Source organism: Salmonella sp. SJTUF15591 (genome assembly GCF_043356435.1).
Lineage (GTDB): Bacteria > Pseudomonadota > Gammaproteobacteria > Enterobacterales > Enterobacteriaceae > Salmonella > Salmonella enterica.
In genome coordinates, this window is record NZ_JBEUJO010000002.1 from 638011 (window position 1) to 656509 (window position 18499).

The window sequence follows — 18499 nt, forward strand, 5'->3', positions numbered from 1 at the left end:
TGTTACGCCTGCCTGCCACTTATCCCGCAGCCCCACCCTTTCGTAAGATTTGTACATTTCGTGCGCTTTACCTATGCATAAAAACATTAAGAAAACCTTAAAAAATTTCGTTTAGGTTTTATTTAAGTTCTTTGTCCATACTAAATTTATGTGAATAAATTTTTCCAGGACTTGCCATGATCTTCTTATCCAAACAGACTCCGCTGGGCACCGGTCGACATCGTAAATGCTATACGCATCCGGATAATGCCCGGCGTTGCATAAAAGTTATTTACAACCGTGACCACGGCGGTGATAAAGAGATTCGGCGTGAACTGAGCTACTATGCGCATCTGTCCCGCTACCTGACGGACTGGAGCGCTATCCCCCGTTATTACGGCACGGTAGAAACCGATTGCGGCACCGGCTATGTCTACGACATGATTACCGATTTCAACGGCGCGCCCTCTATTACCCTGACCGAGTTCGCCGCGCAATGTCGTTATGAAGAGGATGTCGCTGTCCTGCGACGGCTACTGAAAAAACTGAAACGTTACCTGCTGGATAACCATATTGTGACGATGTCGCTGAAGCCGCAAAACATCCTGTGCCAGCGTATCAGCGAGTCAGAAGTGGTTCCGGTGGTTTGCGACAATCTGGGGGAGAGTACCTTTATCCCGCTGGCGACCTGGTCAACATGGTGCTGTGACCGCAAACTGGAGAGAGTGTGGCAGCGGTTTATCGCCCAGCCTGCGCTGGCCGTTGCCCTGGAGAGGGACGCGCAGCCAAAAGACAAGAAACGGCTGGCGCTTACTTCTCACGAAGCTTAATGGCCTGTGCTTATCAGGCCTGGACGACACAGATCGCAGGCCAGATAAGGCGTTCGCGCCGCCATTCGACAAAATTAATTAAGCTGGTTGCGCGTCATAAAAGATTCCCCGCCCAGTTGGCGCATCTGGCGCATAATCCACGCCTGCCGGCTACGCACATAGCCGGAAGGCGCATTCGCCTTATAGCGTAACGGATTTGGCAATACCGCCGCCAGCAACGCGGCTTCAGACATACTCAAGCGACTGGCAGGTTTATGAAAATACCGTTGTGCCGCAGCCTCCACGCCAAAAATACCATCGCCAAACTCCGCGATATTCAGATAAACTGTGAGAATGCGCTTTTTGCTCCAGACAGTTTCAATGCCCAGCGTTAGCCCGGCCTCCAGACCTTTGCGCAGCCAACTGCGTCCATCCCATAAAAAGAGATTTTTCGCCGTTTGCTGCGAAAGCGTAGAGGCGCCGCGAATACGGCTCTCATTCCGCTCATTATGCGCCAGCGCTTTTTCAATCGCCGGAACATCAAAGCCCCAGTGCTCAGGGAACTTCTGGTCTTCCGCCGCAATTACCGCCAGCCCCATCCACGGCGAGATATCCGCCATACTGACCCAGTCAGAATGCGCCACATAACCGAACTCTCCGCCGAGCCAGGCGCTAATCTGCCGTTCCGCCATCACCGCCGAAAAAGGCACCGGAACCACGCTAAACAGCGCAATGCCGCCGCCCCAAAAGACGGCGAGCGCAGCAAGGATACGTAAAAGTAGACGGCGCAAAAACGTTAACGGCGCGATGCGTCGTTTGCTCATTCCGCCAGAACCAGCACGCGCGACACTAATTTATCAATGCCGCTTGCCGCCTGAGCAATATCCTGCGCCAGCATATAGGCAGGGGTGGTCACGACCTTGTTATCCTCGTCCACAACGATATCATCAACCGGGCAAGGTACGTGTTCGGCGCCCATCTCTTCAAGTACTTCAGCGGTATCAATATCCGTCCCTATTGTCAGACGTAGCGGGAAGTCAAAGATTTTCGGCAACATTGCGGGTGCGATACAGATGAATCCCAGCGGCTTGCCGGACTGGTGCATGGCCTTCGCCAGCGCGACGACATCGCTATCCACCCGGCATTCGCTCCCCTGGCTGGCGAAATTACTCAGGTTCTTCGCCGCGCCGAAACCGCCAGGCACAATGAGCGCATCCAGTTCCTCTGGCTGAGCCTGGGACAGGGGACGAATATCGCCCCGCGTAATACGCGCCGCCTCAATCAGAACGTTACGCGTTTCCGCCATCGCTTCGCCGGTCAGGTGATTAATAACATCCGCTTGTGGTTTATCCGGCGCGAAGCAGACAGCCTGCGCGCCGCTGCGGGCAATGGCCAACAGCGTCAGAACGGCCTCATGAATTTCGGCGCCGTCATAGACGCCGCATCCGCTGAGCACTACGCCAATTTTTTTCATGGTGAACATCCTCCTGCAACCGACTCAAGCCCATTAATAATTTTGATTAAAATGCTACGCTTCACACATTTAAATGATTCATGTAACAAATCATTTAGGATTTGCTATCTTAACTGCGTGCGGCCTGAAAACAGGACTGCGCCTTTGACATCATCATAATAAGCACGGCGCAGCCACGATTTCCCTGGTGTTGGCGCAGTATTCGCGCACCCCGGTCAAACCGGGGTCATTTTTTTTTCCGCGTTTGCCACCCAGGCTTTCAGCACCGCGACATCGTGCTGCCACTCCTGCTTCATCTCTTCAATCCATTCCGCGACATTATCTTCCCAGGCGGGAAGATCCGGCGACTGGATTTGCTGGCCAAGTTGTTGCAGATGACGCAGCCCTACCGAACCGGCGGCGCCTTTAATCTTATGCCCTTCCTCAACGACGCCTTTTTTGTCACGCGCCGTCAGATTGGACTCCAGCACGCTTAAATAGCCAGGCATCATTTTTTCAAACACCGCGAGACCGTCGGTGATCAATTTAGGCCCAACCAACTCGATGTATTGTTCCAGCATCGGGATATCCAGCAGCGCTTGCGCTTTATCGCTCTCTTCAGGCGTCACGGTACTCTCCTCTTTATCGGTGGCATCCCAGAATTTTTTAATCATCGCGGTTAAGGCCGGCACCGACAGCGGCTTACTCAGCACATCGTCCATACCAGCGTCCAGATACTCTTTTTTATCTTTCAGAACGTTAGCCGTAAGCGCTACCAGCGGCGGTAAATCTTCCCGAGTGTGGCGACGGGTCAGTTCTCTGGCAATATCCAGCCCCGTCATATCCGGTAGCTGAATATCCAGTAAGACCAGGTCGTATTCGCCCGGCGTGAACATCTCCAGCGCCGCCTTGCCGGTCATCGCGACATCCACGCTGTTACCCAGTTTTTCCAGTACCGAACGCGCCACGATTACGTTCAGTTCAATATCTTCGACCAGCAGAACATGCAGCGCGGGCAGGGGCATGTCATCTTCATCAAAGGCGTCCTCCACCTCTTCCGCCACCGCTGGCGCATGAACCGTTAGCGTAAAGGTCGATCCTTTGCCCGGCAGACTGGAAACGGTAATATCGCCGCCCATATTTTTCGCCAGCCGACGGGAGACCGCCAGCCCGATACCGGTCCCCGTTGCCGGTTTGCCGCCGTTACTGTCTTTCACCTGATAATACATGGCGAAAATTTTATCCTGCTCATCCTGCGGAATGCCGATCCCGGAATCTTCCACTTCAAAGTGCAGCATGTCGCCTTCATCATAGCGCGCCCGCACCGTCACCTGGCCCTGCTGAGTAAACTTCACCGCATTGCTGATCAAATTCCATAAAATCTGGCGCAGACGCGTTCCGTCGGTAATGACTTTGTGCGGCAACGGCAGCGTCGGCTCAAGCACAAAACGTAGCCCTTTTTGCTGCGCCTGCAAACCGGAAAGGTTTTCCAGATCGGCCATAAAGCTGGTGAAATCAACCGGTTGGTTATCAAGCTGAACCTTACGCCGCTCCATCTTATCCATGTCAATGATATCATTGAAAATATTGCCTAACGTCACGGCGGAGACATGGATTGTCTTAAGGTATTTTTCCTGTTCGGCGGTGAGATCGGTATCCAGCAGGATGCGGCTTAAACCGACGATGCCGTTAAGCGGGGTGCGCAGCTCATGACTGATGGTAGAGATAAACGTGGTCTTGTCGCGGCTGGCGCGCTCCAGCGCGTCCTGATAACGCTTACGTTCGGTAATATCACGACCAAATCCCATCAGGCCATGACGTTTACCGACACGGTCATAATAAGGCACTTTACGAATTTCAAAGCAGGCCTTTCGTCCGTCCGGATAATCCAGCCACTGTTCGTAGGTCAGGGAGACGTTATGGCGGAATACTTTTTCATCGGTTTCAATGACTTTCTCCGCCGCTTCGGGAGAGTACACATCTTCCGGCTTCAAATGCACCAGCTGTTTTTCGCTCTTGCCGGTTAGCAATTCCATTGCGCGGTTACAGCCGGAAAACTCTTTATCCTCATTACGATAAAAAACCAAATCCGGCGAGGCGTCCAGAAAGGAGCGCAGAAAAGAGGATTGCTGTTCTAGCTGGATTTGCGCCTCTTCACGCTCTTTAATTTCTACTTTTAGCTGTTCAAATGTCTCTTGCAGCTCCGCTTCCGCTTTTTCGCGATCGGCAATTTCCTGATTAAGCTGGGCAATATTGTCCTTCAACTGTACGTTAAGCTTGAGATCGCGCTCGCGCATCTCCTCCAGCTTTTGCACCAGACGCGACAGTCGCTGCCTTGACTCTTCCAGTTGTTCAACAACAACGGATAAGAAATAGACCGCCCAGGGCGTAATTAACAGGCCAAAAAAGATGGAACGAATAACGTCGATACTTTCAACCTGACCATGCAGCACCATGGTCACCGCCATCTGCACGACAATCGCCAGCACCACCAATGCCAACGCCAGGAGCATGGAAAAGCGCACCAGACCCAATTTCATCATCAGGTCGACATAGTATTGCGCCAGCATACGAATTTGCTTCATAGAGGATTCCTTCACCACAACTTCGCACATAATACCCAATTATGGGAACCGCGTTGAATATTGTGCGAAATATGCGTAGCGCCCCTCATCACGCTACGCTACAGGTGGTATCCAGGGACGGGCCAGCGCAGAGCCCTGCACGCCATGCTCATTCAGGTATTTGTCCAGCTCAACCATCCCCGTCCAGCGATTCTCGCACCACAGCGGGGCAAGCAGCGTCGGACGGCGAGCGCTGGCTGAAATTCGGTGATAAATTACCTCCGGCGGCGTATGACGAATCATCTCACCTGCCGTTAGCGTGTAGTCGTCCAGTTCGATGCCGTTCAGCCGCCCCGCTTCCCAGGCTTTGGCCATCGTACTGCCTTTCACAATATGCAGCGGATGCAGTTTAATACCGTCAACGCCCGTCTCCACCACACGCTCCATGGTTTGCAGGCATTCTGCCTGCCCTTCGCCCGGCAGCCCCACAATCAGATGCGCGCACACTTTCAGCCCGCGCTCCCGGGCAATCCGGGTGGTACGCTGATAGCAGGCGAAGTCATGCCCGCGGTTAATTCGGTGCAGGGTTTTATCGTGCGCGGTTTGCAATCCCAGTTCCAGCCACACCTCGTAGCCTTGATCTTTATATTCACACAGTAAATCTACTACTGCCTGCGGGACGCAATCCGGACGCGTACCGACGCATAACCCGACGATACTGGCCTGGCTGACCGCCTGTTGATACATGGAACGCAGCACCTGCACTTCCGCAAAGGTGCTGGTGTAGGCCTGGAAATAGGCCAGATAGCGTTTAGCGCGGTTTACCAGATGCGCCTGATGCGCAAGCTGCTCGGCAATCGAATGATGCTGCTGCGCCTCATCGGCAAAAGAGGCGACATTACAGAAGGTGCAACCGCCACGCCCGATGGTGCCGTCGCGATTAGGGCAGCTAAAACCGCCATGAAGCGTCAGCTTATGAACCTTTTGCCCATACCGACGTAAAAGATCCCCACCAAACATATTGACTAATTTCTGTAACTGCATAATCTGATAGACCGCCTCTTAAAAAGAGGCCAAAGCCTGCCATTTTTAGTCTCCTTTGGCGATGACCTGGATCAATCGTCCCGGAAGGCTTTTACCCATTGCATAATCAAGCAAAATAAACGATATTTCATTCATAATCCCGCTGATGATTTTTCCTGATATTCCCCTCTTTTTTCAGCGTTTGCTGGGTCATCGATAAAAACAGTAGCATTCAATACTGCTCACGCTTAAAACAGCATAAAATGCCAAGATTTTTGAAAAAGCAAGGTCAGATAATGCCTGGCGAGCGGCTCTTATAGTGAGACAGATCACAGGCTTTCTGCCGCTCCGTATTAGCAGCCCTTCTATAAAAACCTTTTAATTTCAACAGATTAAAAAAGTTATCTGTGCTACAGCACACTTTTGCATAAATCAGTTTGCCATTTGACCTGGGTGTGGATTCCCGATAAGTTGGGGATCCGCTGGAAGCTTTCTGGATGAGCCGTCTGCTCATCATATTTATGCAGTAATTGAGATTCCCTCTTAACCGTATTTACCAATGCGCAAAGGACACAAAGAGGGCGAATGCGAGGTAAGCGTATGATGCGCCAGCCCCGTCGCCATGCTCTTGCTGTGCCCGCGCGCCGTCGGTTGGGAGAGCGTCCCGTAGAGCCTGGGGAGGTTCACTGATATGTTGTACGATAAATCCCTTGAGAAGGATAACTGTGGTTTCGGCCTGATCGCCCACATAGAAGGCGAACCTAGCCACAAGGTAGTGCGTACCGCCATACACGCGCTGGCCCGGATGCAGCACCGTGGCGCGATCCTTGCCGACGGTAAAACCGGCGACGGTTGCGGCTTGCTGTTACAAAAACCTGACCGTTTCTTTCGCATCGTGGCCGAAGAGCGCGGCTGGCGCTTAGCCAAAAACTACGCCGTCGGGATGATCTTTTTGAATAAAGATCCTGAACTGGCCGCCGCGTCACGCCATATTGTCGAAGAAGAATTACAGCAGGAAACCCTGTCGATTGTCGGCTGGCGCGATGTGCCAACCAATGAAGGCGTGCTCGGTGAAATCGCCCTCTCCTCCCTGCCGCGTATTGAGCAGATTTTTGTCAACGCTCCGGCGGGCTGGCGTCCGCGTGATATGGAGCGCCGTCTGTTTATCGCCCGCCGACGCATTGAAAAACGCCTGCAGGACGACAAAGATTTCTACGTATGCAGCCTGTCGAACCTGGTCAACATTTATAAAGGTCTGTGTATGCCGGCGGATCTGCCGCGCTTCTACCTGGATCTTGCGGATCTGCGTCTGGAATCGGCCATCTGTCTGTTCCACCAGCGCTTTTCTACTAACACCGTGCCGCGTTGGCCGCTGGCGCAGCCGTTCCGCTACCTGGCGCATAACGGCGAGATTAACACCATCACCGGCAACCGCCAGTGGGCGCGCGCCCGTACCTATAAATTCCAGACGCCGCTGATCCCGGATTTACAGTCCGCTGCGCCGTTTGTTAACGAAACCGGTTCGGATTCCAGCTCGCTGGACAACATGCTGGAACTGTTGCTGGCAGGCGGGATGGACATTATCCGCGCCATGCGCCTGTTGGTGCCGCCCGCCTGGCAGAACAACCCGGATATGGACCAGGATCTGCGCGCCTTCTTTGACTTTAACTCCATGCATATGGAGCCGTGGGACGGTCCGGCAGGCATCGTGATGTCCGACGGGCGCTTCGCCGCCTGTAACCTTGACCGTAACGGCCTGCGCCCGGCACGCTATGTCATTACCAAAGATAAGCTGATCACCTGCGCCTCCGAAGTCGGTATCTGGGACTATCAGCCGGATGAAGTGGTCGAGAAAGGCCGCGTCGGCCCAGGCGAGCTGATGGTGATCGACACCCGCGGCGGACGTATTCTGCATTCCGCGGAAACCGATGACGATCTGAAAAGCCGCCATCCGTATAAAGCGTGGATGGAAAAGAATGTTCGCCGTCTGGTGCCGTTTGAAGAGTTGCCGGATGAAGAAGTCGGTAGCCGCGAACTGGACGATGACCTGCTCGCCAGCTATCAGAAACAGTTTAACTACAGCGCCGAAGAGCTGGACTCGGTTATCCGCGTATTGGGCGAAAACGGCCAGGAAGCCGTCGGTTCAATGGGCGACGATACCCCCTTTGCCGTGCTCTCCAGCCAGCCGCGTATTATTTACGACTACTTCCGCCAGCAGTTCGCGCAGGTCACTAACCCGCCTATCGACCCGCTGCGTGAAGCGCACGTCATGTCGCTCGCCACCAGCATCGGTCGCGAAATGAACGTCTTCTGCGAAGCGGAAGGTCAGGCCCATCGCCTGAGTTTTAAATCGCCAATTCTGCTGTACTCCGATTTCAAACAGCTCACCACCATGAGCGAGCATCACTACCGCGCCGACTGGCTTGATATTACCTTTGATGTCACCGAAACCACACTGGACGCGACGGTTAAAGCGCTGTGCGATAAAGCGGAACAGATGGTGCGTAACGGCACCGTGCTGCTGGTCCTCTCGGATCGCAATATCGGTAAGAATCGCCTGCCGGTGCCCGCGCCGATGGCGGTGGGCGCGGTGCAAACGCGTCTGGTGGAACAAAGCCTGCGCTGCGACGCCAACATCATCGTAGAAACCGGAAGCGCCCGCGATCCGCATCACTTTGCGGTACTGCTCGGCTTTGGCGCAACGGCCATCTATCCGTACCTGGCCTACGAAACGCTGGGGCGCCTGATTGATACCCAGGCCATCGCTAAAAACTACCGTACCGTGATGCAGAACTACCGCAACGGCATCAACAAGGGGCTGTACAAGATTATGTCCAAAATGGGCATTTCGACCATTGCCTCTTACCGCTGCTCCAAACTGTTTGAAGCGGTCGGACTGCACGATGATGTGGTAAACCTGTGCTTCCAGGGCGTGGTCAGCCGTATCGGCGGCGCGAGCTTTGATGACTTCCAGCAGGATCTGCTGAATCTCTCCAAACGCGCCTGGCTGGCGCGCAAACCCATTAGCCCGGGCGGCCTGCTGAAGTACGTCCACGGCGGCGAATATCACGCCTATAACCCGGATGTCGTGCGTACCCTGCAACAGGCGGTACAGAGCGGCGAGTACAGCGATTATCAGGAATACGCCAAACTGGTCAATGAGCGTCCGGCGGCAACGCTGCGCGATCTGCTGGCGATACATCCAGACGGCGAGGCGGTGACTATCGACGAGGTTGAGCCCGCCAGTGAGCTGTTTAAACGCTTTGATACCGCAGCCATGTCTATTGGCGCATTAAGTCCGGAAGCGCACGAAGCGCTGGCGGAAGCGATGAACAGCCTCGGCGGCAACTCCAACTCCGGCGAAGGCGGCGAAGACCCGGCGCGCTACGGCACCAATAAAGTGTCGCGCATCAAGCAGGTGGCTTCCGGTCGCTTTGGCGTGACGCCGGCCTACCTGGTCAATGCCGATGTGATTCAGATTAAAGTCGCGCAGGGCGCGAAACCGGGCGAAGGCGGTCAGTTGCCGGGGGATAAAGTCACTCCGTATATCGCTAAACTGCGCTATTCAGTGCCGGGCGTGACGCTGATCTCCCCGCCGCCGCACCACGATATCTACTCTATCGAGGACTTAGCGCAGCTCATTTTCGATCTCAAGCAGGTCAACCCGAAGGCGATGATCTCCGTGAAGCTGGTGTCCGAACCGGGCGTCGGCACCATCGCGACCGGCGTGGCGAAAGCCTATGCGGATCTGATCACCATCGCCGGCTACGACGGCGGTACCGGCGCCAGCCCGCTCTCTTCGGTGAAATACGCTGGCTGCCCGTGGGAACTCGGACTTGTTGAAACCCAGCAGGCGCTGGTCGCCAACGGTCTGCGTCACAAGATTCGTCTGCAGGTGGACGGCGGTCTGAAAACCGGCGTCGACATCATTAAAGCGGCGATTCTCGGTGCGGAAAGTTTCGGCTTCGGCACCGGCCCGATGGTGGCGCTGGGCTGTAAATACCTGCGCATTTGCCATCTGAACAACTGCGCAACCGGCGTGGCGACGCAGGATGAAAAACTGCGTAAGAACCACTATCACGGCCTGCCGTTCAAAGTGACCAACTACTTTGAATTTATCGCCCGCGAAGTGCGCGAGCTGATGGCTTCGCTTGGCGTGACCCGCCTGGTGGATTTGATTGGCCGCACCGACCTGCTTAAAGAGCTGGAGGGCTTCACCGCTAAACAGCAGAAGCTGGCGCTGTCTCGTCTACTGGAAACCGCTGAACCTCATCCGGGTAAAGCGCTGTACTGCACCGAGAATAACCCGCCGTTTGATAACGGCGTGCTGAATGCGCAACTGTTGCAGCAGGCGAAGCCGTTTGTCGATGCGCGCCAGAGCAAAACCTTCTGGTTCGACATCCGCAACACCGATCGTTCCGTCGGCGCGTCGCTTTCCGGCTACATCGCACAGACCCACGGCGATCAGGGGCTGGCTTCCGATCCGATTAAAGCGCACTTCAGCGGTACCGCAGGCCAGAGCTTTGGCGTGTGGAACGCGGGCGGCGTAGAGTTATATCTGACTGGCGATGCCAACGACTATGTCGGTAAAGGTATGGCAGGCGGTTTGATCGCCATCAGACCGCCGGTAGGTTCCGCCTTCCTCAGTCATAAAGCCAGCATTATCGGCAACACCTGCCTGTATGGAGCCACCGGTGGCCGTCTGTACGCGGCGGGCCGCGCGGGCGAACGTTTCGGCGTGCGTAACTCCGGGGCGATTACCGTAGTAGAGGGCATCGGCGACAACGGCTGTGAATACATGACCGGCGGCATCGTCTGCGTGTTGGGTAAAACCGGCGTTAACTTCGGCGCGGGGATGACCGGCGGCTTCGCCTATGTGCTGGACGAAGATGGCGAATTCCGTAAACGCGTGAACCCGGAACTGGTAGAAGTACTGGACGTTGATTCGCTGGCTATCCACGAAGAGCATCTGCGCGGCCTGATCACCGAGCACGTGCAACATACTGGTTCGCAACGCGGCGAAGAGATCCTGTCCAGGTGGTCAAGCTTCTCAACCCAATTCGCGTTAGTGAAGCCCAAGTCCAGCGATGTCAAAGCCCTGTTGGGCCACCGTAGTCGTAGTGCGGCAGAATTGCGCGTGCAGGCGCAGTAAGGAATTGAAATGAGCCAGAATGTTTATCAATTTATCGACCTGCAGCGCGTTGATCCGCCGAAGAAACCGCTGAAGATCCGTAAGATCGAATTTGTTGAAATCTACGAACCGTTTTCTGAAGGTCAGGCGAAAGCCCAGGCGGATCGCTGTTTGTCCTGCGGGAACCCCTACTGCGAGTGGAAATGCCCGGTACATAACTACATCCCGAACTGGCTGAAACTGGCTAATGAAGGGCGTATTTTTGAGGCGGCTGAGCTATCGCACCAGACCAACACCCTGCCGGAAGTGTGTGGCCGCGTCTGCCCGCAGGACCGCCTGTGCGAAGGCTCCTGTACGCTGCACGATGAGTTCGGCGCAGTGACCATCGGTAACATTGAGCGCTATATCAACGATAAAGCGTTCGAAATGGGCTGGCGCCCGGATATGACCGGCGTACGCCAGACGGACAAACGGGTAGCGATTATCGGCGCAGGTCCGGCAGGGCTGGCGTGCGCCGACGTGCTGACCCGCAACGGCGTGAAGGCGGTGGTCTTTGATCGCCATCCGGAAATCGGCGGCCTGCTGACCTTCGGTATTCCAGCTTTCAAACTGGAAAAAGAGGTGATGACCCGTCGTCGCGAGATCTTCACCGGCATGGGTATTGAGTTCAAACTTAATACCGAAGTGGGTCGTGATGTACAGCTTGAAGATCTGCTGAAAGATTACGATGCGGTATTCCTTGGCGTCGGCACCTATCAGTCGATGCGCGGCGGGCTGGAAAATGAAGATGCGGACGGGGTTTTCGACGCTCTGCCGTTCCTGATCGCCAATACGAAGCAGATCATGGGGTTTGGCGAAACCAGCGACGAACCATATGTCAGCATGGAAGGAAAGCGCGTGGTGGTGCTGGGCGGCGGCGATACCGCAATGGACTGCGTACGCACTTCCATACGCCAGGGCGCAACGCACGTAACCTGTGCTTATCGTCGTGATGAAGAGAACATGCCGGGCTCCAGACGCGAAGTGAAGAACGCGCGCGAGGAAGGTGTCGAGTTTCAGTTTAACGTTCAACCGCTGGGCATTGAAGTCAATGCCAACGGCAAAGTGAGCGGCGTAAAAATGGTGCGCACTGAAATGGGCGAACCGGATGCCAAAGGCCGTCGGCGGGCGGAGATCGTCGCCGGTTCCGAGCATGTGGTTCCGGCTGATGCGGTGGTGATGGCGTTTGGTTTTCGTCCACACAGCATGGAATGGCTGGCGAAACACAGCGTGGAACTGGACTCGCAGGGACGAATTATCGCGCCGGAACGCAGCGATAATGCTTTCCAGACAAGCAACCCGAAAATCTTCGCCGGTGGCGACATCGTGCGCGGTTCCGATCTGGTGGTGACGGCGATTGCCGAAGGCCGTAAGGCGGCTGACGGGATTATGAACTACCTCGAAGTGTAACCCTTCCGGCTCCCCGGTTGATGCCTTGTGCTGATGGCTGGGGAGCCGATATTCCTCTCCTCAATATCTCTCCTGCCGATTCTGGAAACCCGCTCGTAAATCGAGATGTAATGCCATGTAAAATCCGTTCATGAATTGATCCGTTTACGCCTGAAGCGTATTGATAGCGTTCTAATTTCACAATAAAACTATCACGTAAGGGATGACATGACGAATCCAACTTTAGCGCCACAGTCTGATGAATATCAGCAAATTCATGACGGTATTATTCGTCTGGTCGATACGGCACGTACCGAGACCGTGCGCAGCATCAATGCCATTATGACTGCCACCTACTGGGAAATTGGCCGACGCATTGTCGAATTTGAACAGGGAGGAGAAGCGCGAGCGGCCTATGGCACCCAGCTTATCGAACGATTATCGGTAGATTTAAGTCAGCGCTATAAGCGCGGTTTTTCCACCAGAAACCTATGGCAAATTCGTACATTTTATCTTTGTTTTCAACATATTGAAATTCCGCAGACACTGTCTGCGGAATCTTCAAATCTCATACCGCTCGCCAAAACATTCCCTCTTCCCTGGTCGGCGTATGTCCGCCTCTTGTCGGTAAAAAATCCCGATGCCCGCACTTTTTACGAGAAAGAGACGCTACGTAACGGCTGGTCAGTTAGGCAGCTCGACAGGCAAATCGCCACTCAATTTTACGAACGAACGCTACTGTCCCACGACAAATCCGCCATGTTGCAGCAGCCTGCACCCGCCGAGCCAAACGTTTTGCCGGAGCAAGCCATACGCGACCCGTTCATTCTGGAATTTCTTAACCTGAAGGACGAGTATTCCGAATCAGATCTCGAAGACGCGCTGCTCAGCCACCTGATGGACTTTATGCTGGAGCTCGGTGACGATTTTGCTTTTGTTGGCCGCCAACGCCGACTACGCATAGACGATAGCTGGTTCCGCGTCGATCTGCTGTTCTTCCATCGTCGCTTGCGCTGCCTGTTGCTCGTTGACCTGAAGGTAGGCAAATTCGGTTATGCGGATGCCGGGCAGATGAATATGTACCTGAACTATGCCAAAGAGCACTGGACAATGCCCGGAGAAAACCCGCCAGTCGGCCTGGTTTTGTGCGCAGGGAAAGGCGCGGGGGAAGCGCATTACGCGCTGACTGGCCTGCCAAACACCATCATGGCGAGCGAGTACAAAGTGCAGTTGCCCGACGAAAAATTACTCACAGACGAACTTATTCGTTCGCAAACCATGCTGGAAACTCAACTCACACGCGGTGGTTCACTGACAACGGAGAAAAACTAACGAACCATTAATGCCATGAATGATTATCAAAAAAATATCACACGAAAACGTTTGCTTTATTCTGAGAACTGTATATTATGCGGCGGATTTTTTGGGCAAAATTCATGGAGGCGTTGTGTCGCAGGACAACAATTATAGCCAGGGCCCCGTCCCTCTGGCGGCGCGGAAGGGCGTGATTCCACTGACGTTTGTCATGTTGGGTTTAACGTTTTTTTCCGCCAGTATGTGGACCGGAGGGACACTCGGCACCGGTCTTTCTTATAATGATTTCTTCCTCGCAGTTCTCTTCGGTAATCTCCTCCTCGGTATCTACACTGCATTTCTTGGTTACATCGGCGCAAAAACCGGACTCTCCACCCACCTCCTTGCACGTTACTCCTTTGGCGTTAAAGGCTCATGGCTTCCCTCCTTGCTGCTTGGCGGCACACAGGTAGGCTGGTTTGGCGTTGGCGTAGCGATGTTCGCTATTCCGGTCAGTAAAGCGACGGGCATTGATGCCAATATCCTGATTGCCGTTTCGGGTCTACTGATGACCCTGACCATTTTTTTCGGCATCTCGGCGCTGACCATTTTGTCTATCGTTGCCGTACCCGCGATCGTTATTCTGGGCAGCTACTCCGTCTGGCTGGCGGTCAGCGGCGTGGGTGGGCTGGAGCATTTAAAAACGATAGTGCCGCAGACGCCGCTGGATTTTTCCAGCGCGCTGGCGCTGGTGGTGGGATCGTTTGTCAGCGCCGGTACATTGACCGCCGACTTCGTCCGCTTCGGGCGTCATGCCAAAAGCGCCGTACTGATTGCGATGGTCGCTTTTTTCCTCGGCAACTCGCTGATGTTTATCTTTGGCGCGGCAGGCGCTGCCGCCGTCGGTCAGGCGGATATCTCTGACGTGATGATAGTGCAGGGGCTGCTGCTGCCCGCGATTGTGGTGCTTGGCCTGAATATCTGGACCACCAACGATAACGCGCTGTACGCATCGGGTCTGGGCTTCGCCAATATTACCGGTCTTTCCAGCCGTACGCTGTCGGTGGTGAACGGGATTATCGGTACCGTGTGCGCGCTGTGGCTTTACAATAATTTTGTCGGCTGGCTGACGTTCCTGTCATCTGCCATCCCACCGATTGGCGGAGTGATTATTGCCGACTATCTGTTGAACCGTCGCCGCTATGCCGACTTCAACACCGTGCGCTTTATTCCCGTTAACTGGATTGCTATTCTTTCCGTCGCGCTGGGCATCGCCGCCGGACATTATGTTCCTGGTATTGTGCCCGTCAACGCCGTACTCGGCGGCGTCTTCAGCTATATCCTGCTGAATCCACTTTTCAACCGCAGCCTTGCTAAATCACCAGAGGTCAGCCATGCAGAACAATAACATCACCATTCGTCAGGCGCGTCTGCAGGGACACGAAGGATTATGGCAGATTACGATTGAAAACGGGCGCTTTAGCCAGATTGAGCCTCAGGAAGCCGCATCGTTACCGCAGGGCGAAGTGCTTGATGCCGAAGGCGGTCTGGCTATTCCACCGTTTGTTGAGCCACATATCCACCTGGATACCACGCAAACGGCGGGTGAACCGAGCTGGAACCAGTCCGGCACACTGTTTGAAGGGATTGAGCGCTGGGCAGAACGTAAAGCAATGCTCACGCATGAAGATGTGAAAGCGCGCGCGATGCAGACCCTGAAATGGCAGATGGCTAACGGCATCCAGTACGTTCGTACTCACGTTGACGTTTCAGATCCTACGCTCACCGCGCTGAAAGCCATGCTGGAAGTGAAGCAAGAGGTTGCGCCGTGGGTAGACCTGCAAATCGTCGCCTTTCCGCAAGAAGGTATTCTGTCTTATCCCAACGGTGAAGCGCTGTTAGAGGAAGCCGTGCGTTTGGGCGCTGACGTTATTGGCGCCATTCCGCACTTTGAGTTCACGCGGGAATATGGCGTTGAATCGCTGCACAAAATCTTCGCCCTGGCGCAGAAATACGATCGCTTGATCGATGTGCACTGCGACGAAATTGATGACGAGCAGTCTCGCTTTGTCGAAACGGTCGCGGCGCTGGCGCATCGTGATGGCATGGGGGCGCGCGTGACCGCCAGCCACACCACGGCTATGCACTCGTACAACGGCGCGTATGCGTCACGCCTGTTCCGCCTGTTGAAAATGTCGGGGATTAACTTCGTCGCCAACCCGCTGGTGAATATTCATCTGCAAGGACGGTTTGACACTTACCCGAAACGTCGTGGCGTCACGCGGGTGAAAGAGATGCTGGAAGCGGGGATCAACGTCTGCTTTGGCCATGATGACGTCTTCGATCCGTGGTATCCATTAGGCACCGCCAATATGCTGCAGGTGCTGCATATGGGGTTACACGTTTGCCAGTTGATGGGGTATGGGCAAATCAACGACGGGTTAAATCTGATCACTACCCACAGCGCAAAAACCCTGCATTTACAGGACTACGGTCTGAGCGTCGGCAATGCCGCGAATCTGGTTATCTTACCCGCTGAGAATGGATTCGATGCGGTACGTCGCCAGACGCCTGCGCGTTACTCGATTCGCCACGGGCGGGTGATTGCCGAGACGGTGCCGAGCCAGACGACGCTGCACCTGACCCAGCCGGAAGCCGTGACGTTTAAGCGTTAACCCGTCATACCCGCGCTCTCCGGCACATTCACCACGCAGCCCGTAAGGGGCTGCGTTCGGAAGACTGCTCCGGCAAGAGATTCAGGCCGCCAGCAGACTGGCGCGTACTTTCACTACCACTTTCTTGATGTCATCCGGCTCACCCACTGCACATCCCGGTTTATGCGGTTCTCCCGGCATAAACACAGCAAACATCCCCGCTTGCAGCGTAATAGTCTGCTCGTCGGCAATTTGGCTACAAAGCTGGTAATCCTCTTCAACGTGCATCTCCTCGCACTGGCGAGCGGCACCGGACATCCCAAACGCAATACGCTCGACGCCGGTTAGTAGTAGCTGAATATCAATGTATTGTTCATGCAATTCCGCTTTCTTCTCGGTCGGCATTTGCGTCGTTAACTGCATTACATTCATAAAGATATTGTCGCCCTGCAATTCATAGCGCCCCGGCGCTTTCTCCTGCGGCCTTGCCGCCAGCGCGAGAGTCAAGGCATCCAGCAGTCGCGGATGCAACCCGCAAGAAGGCAACGACTGTACTTCCCCCATCATCATAATGTGTCTCCTTGAGCTAACAACGCAGCGCCTAATAATCCTGCGTCATGCCGATAGCGAGCGGCGCTCAGCGCCACGTGATAAGGCGCAGGCTCTTGCATCAAAAACGCGCGAACCTGCTCCAGGTATCCCTCAGCTAACCCTACGCTGCCGCCAATGACCACACACTGGCAGTCGGTAATCGCTTTCACATCGGCGATCATTCGCGCTATTACCTGCGCGGATTGGCTTACCAGATGTCGCGCCTGCTGATGACCTTCGCCAGCGCGAATAAATAGGGTTTTGGCGTCGCATCCCGCCAGATCGTCCCGCGCCGCCGCGGCCATCCCTCGTCCAGAGGCGATGGCCTCTACACAGCCAACGCGTCCACAGCCGCATACGGGCCCTTGTGGGTCCGCCAGGGTGTGTCCCAGGTGCCCGGCCAGACCGCCTTTTCCGGTAAGGAGCTTGCCGTCACAGACAACGCCGCCGCCAACGCCGGTTGAAACGGTGATAAATACCATATCGCGGATATCGTCAGGGAGCGCGTGATACTCCGCCCAGGCCGCCGCCTGCGCGTCGTTCACCGCCAGCGTCGGCAGGCCTGCGATCGTTTCCAGTGTTTGCACTAACGGAAAGTGTAGCAAGCCGCCCAGATTATGGGGGTTTAGCGCCAACAGCATCCCTTCCTGAATGATCCCGGTAGAAGCTATCGCTACCTGACGCGCCTCTGCCCGTAGCGGTTCAACCAGCGCCTTTAATGCTTCACGTAACGCATCCGGCGTTTTGCTCGCGGGGGTCGGCAGCTCGCGACGCTGGCTAATGCGCAAGTTGTTGTCGATGAGCGCGGCGGCAAGTTTAGTCCCGCCAATATCAATTGCTAACGTAGTCATGACGCCGCCTTTTTTAATGCGTCGTTATACCATCCACAGATATGTTCCAGACGGGTAATGGCGGACCCTACCGTCACCGCCCATGCGCCATAACGGATCGCCTCCGCCGCCAGTGCTGGCGAGTTATAGCGTCCTTCGGCTATCACCCGGCATCCGGCGTCATGCAACGCTTTGACTAAGGGCAGATCGGGTTCCTCCGGCGTATCGGGGGTGGTGTAGCCGGACATCGTCGTGCCGATAATGTCCGCGCCCAACCGTTGGCAGGCGAGACCATCGTCCACGGATGAGCAGTCGGCCATCGCCAGTAGATGGTGGTGATGAATGCGCGCCAACAACGCCTCAACGGCTACCGGCCGTTGCCGAGCGGTTCCATCAACGGCGATAATAGCTGCGCCGGCCTGCGCCAGCGCATCTACATCGTCGAGAAAAGGGGTAATGCGCACTGGAGACTCATCCAGATCGCGTTTGATAATGCCGATAATGGGTACCGAAACGAGCGAGCGGGTCATACGCAGGTTGTCTATGCCTTCAATACGCACCGCAACCGCGCCCGCCTGTTCCGCCGCCAATGCCATTGCCGCTACAATCTCCGGCTTATCCAGCGGACTGCCCGGAACGGGCTGGCAGGAGACAATCAGGCCGCCAGAAGCGGCAATATTTTTATCCAGTTGTTCAAGTAACGACATACTACTCCCTTACAAATATTGCCCGGTTGAAAACCGG

Annotated in this window: 13 protein-coding genes; 6 read left to right on the plus strand and 7 right to left on the minus strand. The window is 55.1% G+C overall.

From position 1 onward, the window contains the following. Positions 1-176: 176 nt before the first annotated feature. Positions 177-809, plus strand: a complete 633-nt coding sequence (gene yrbL / locus ABVM99_RS07365) for a PhoP regulatory network protein YrbL (protein ID WP_023195696.1) — start codon at positions 177-179, stop codon at positions 807-809. 74 nt (positions 810-883) lie between these two features. On the opposite strand, the gene mtgA is transcribed toward yrbL, so the two are convergent. From mtgA to ABVM99_RS07385, 4 genes are all read right to left on the minus strand, one after another. Next, positions 884-1612: a monofunctional biosynthetic peptidoglycan transglycosylase gene (gene mtgA / locus ABVM99_RS07370; RefSeq protein ID WP_000044646.1), complete on the minus strand. Its 729-nt coding sequence runs from the start codon at positions 1610-1612 to the stop codon at positions 884-886. Beyond that, entirely contained in the window at positions 1609-2262 is a 654-nt protein-coding gene (elbB, locus tag ABVM99_RS07375; RefSeq protein WP_000719811.1) for an isoprenoid biosynthesis glyoxalase ElbB, read from the minus strand. Before elbB ends, mtgA begins: the two co-directional genes overlap by 4 nt. A gap of 215 nt (positions 2263-2477) precedes the next feature. After that, positions 2478-4826 carry an aerobic respiration two-component sensor histidine kinase ArcB gene (gene arcB / locus ABVM99_RS07380; RefSeq protein ID WP_023195697.1) on the minus strand — a complete coding sequence of 783 codons (2349 nt, stop codon included), beginning with the start codon at positions 4824-4826 and terminating at the stop codon, positions 2478-2480. Between the two features lie 93 nt (positions 4827-4919). After that, on the minus strand, positions 4920-5849 hold the full coding sequence (locus ABVM99_RS07385; RefSeq protein WP_001176879.1) for a TIGR01212 family radical SAM protein: 930 nt from the start codon (positions 5847-5849) through the stop codon (positions 4920-4922). A gap of 670 nt (positions 5850-6519) precedes the next feature. On the opposite strand from ABVM99_RS07385, the gene gltB reads away from it, so the two are divergent. The 5 genes from gltB (at position 6520) to ABVM99_RS07410 (ending at position 16355) form a co-directional block, all read left to right on the plus strand. After that, the gene (gene gltB, locus ABVM99_RS07390; protein WP_001748595.1) at positions 6520-10980 is read left to right on the plus strand and encodes a glutamate synthase large subunit; all 4461 of its coding nucleotides are present in this window, start codon (positions 6520-6522) and stop codon (positions 10978-10980) included. 9 nt (positions 10981-10989) lie between these two features. Next, complete coding sequence (gene gltD, locus ABVM99_RS07395; protein WP_000081635.1) at positions 10990-12408, plus strand: glutamate synthase subunit GltD; 1419 nt, start codon at positions 10990-10992, stop codon at positions 12406-12408. 207 nt (positions 12409-12615) lie between these two features. Beyond that, complete coding sequence (locus ABVM99_RS07400; protein ID WP_000184305.1) at positions 12616-13719, plus strand: YhcG family protein; 1104 nt, start codon at positions 12616-12618, stop codon at positions 13717-13719. A gap of 115 nt (positions 13720-13834) precedes the next feature. After that, positions 13835-15088, plus strand: a complete 1254-nt coding sequence (gene codB, locus ABVM99_RS07405) for a cytosine permease (protein WP_023195698.1) — start codon at positions 13835-13837, stop codon at positions 15086-15088. Beyond that, entirely contained in the window at positions 15075-16355 is a 1281-nt protein-coding gene (locus ABVM99_RS07410) for a cytosine deaminase (RefSeq protein ID WP_023195699.1), read from the plus strand. Before codB ends, ABVM99_RS07410 begins: the two co-directional genes overlap by 14 nt. An 81-nt stretch (positions 16356-16436) precedes the next feature. Here the strand turns inward: ABVM99_RS07410 and nanQ are convergent, their stop codons facing one another. Genes nanQ through ABVM99_RS07425 form a run of 3 tightly spaced genes read right to left on the minus strand, consistent with a single transcriptional unit; the run spans position 16437 to position 18462 of the window. Continuing rightward, on the minus strand, positions 16437-16904 hold the full coding sequence (gene nanQ, locus ABVM99_RS07415) for an N-acetylneuraminate anomerase (protein WP_023195700.1): 468 nt from the start codon (positions 16902-16904) through the stop codon (positions 16437-16439). Continuing rightward, positions 16901-17776 carry an N-acetylmannosamine kinase gene (gene nanK, locus ABVM99_RS07420; protein WP_023195701.1) on the minus strand — a complete coding sequence of 292 codons (876 nt, stop codon included), beginning with the start codon at positions 17774-17776 and terminating at the stop codon, positions 16901-16903. The genes nanQ and nanK overlap by 4 nt, the downstream gene beginning before the upstream one ends. Further along, positions 17773-18462: an N-acetylmannosamine-6-phosphate 2-epimerase gene (locus tag ABVM99_RS07425; protein WP_000054441.1), complete on the minus strand. Its 690-nt coding sequence runs from the start codon at positions 18460-18462 to the stop codon at positions 17773-17775. The genes nanK and ABVM99_RS07425 overlap by 4 nt, the downstream gene beginning before the upstream one ends. Positions 18463-18499: the final 37 nt, after the last annotated feature.

What these genes read in the sequence shown, in the direction of transcription:
- yrbL (WP_023195696.1), top strand. Translation starts at nt 177, where the DNA reads ATGATCTTCTTATCCAAACAGACTCCGCTGGGCACCGGTCGACATCGT.
- mtgA (WP_000044646.1), bottom strand. Translation starts at nt 1,612, where the DNA reads ATGAGCAAACGACGCATCGCGCCGTTAACGTTTTTGCGCCGTCTACTT.
- elbB (WP_000719811.1), bottom strand. Translation starts at nt 2,262, where the DNA reads ATGAAAAAAATTGGCGTAGTGCTCAGCGGATGCGGCGTCTATGACGGC.
- arcB (WP_023195697.1), bottom strand. Translation starts at nt 4,826, where the DNA reads ATGAAGCAAATTCGTATGCTGGCGCAATACTATGTCGACCTGATGATG.
- ABVM99_RS07385 (WP_001176879.1), bottom strand. Translation starts at nt 5,849, where the DNA reads ATGCAGTTACAGAAATTAGTCAATATGTTTGGTGGGGATCTTTTACGT.
- gltB (WP_001748595.1), top strand. Translation starts at nt 6,520, where the DNA reads ATGTTGTACGATAAATCCCTTGAGAAGGATAACTGTGGTTTCGGCCTG.
- gltD (WP_000081635.1), top strand. Translation starts at nt 10,990, where the DNA reads ATGAGCCAGAATGTTTATCAATTTATCGACCTGCAGCGCGTTGATCCG.
- ABVM99_RS07400 (WP_000184305.1), top strand. Translation starts at nt 12,616, where the DNA reads ATGACGAATCCAACTTTAGCGCCACAGTCTGATGAATATCAGCAAATT.
- ABVM99_RS07410 (WP_023195699.1), top strand. Translation starts at nt 15,075, where the DNA reads ATGCAGAACAATAACATCACCATTCGTCAGGCGCGTCTGCAGGGACAC.
- nanQ (WP_023195700.1), bottom strand. Translation starts at nt 16,904, where the DNA reads ATGATGATGGGGGAAGTACAGTCGTTGCCTTCTTGCGGGTTGCATCCG.
- nanK (WP_023195701.1), bottom strand. Translation starts at nt 17,776, where the DNA reads ATGACTACGTTAGCAATTGATATTGGCGGGACTAAACTTGCCGCCGCG.
- ABVM99_RS07425 (WP_000054441.1), bottom strand. Translation starts at nt 18,462, where the DNA reads ATGTCGTTACTTGAACAACTGGATAAAAATATTGCCGCTTCTGGCGGC.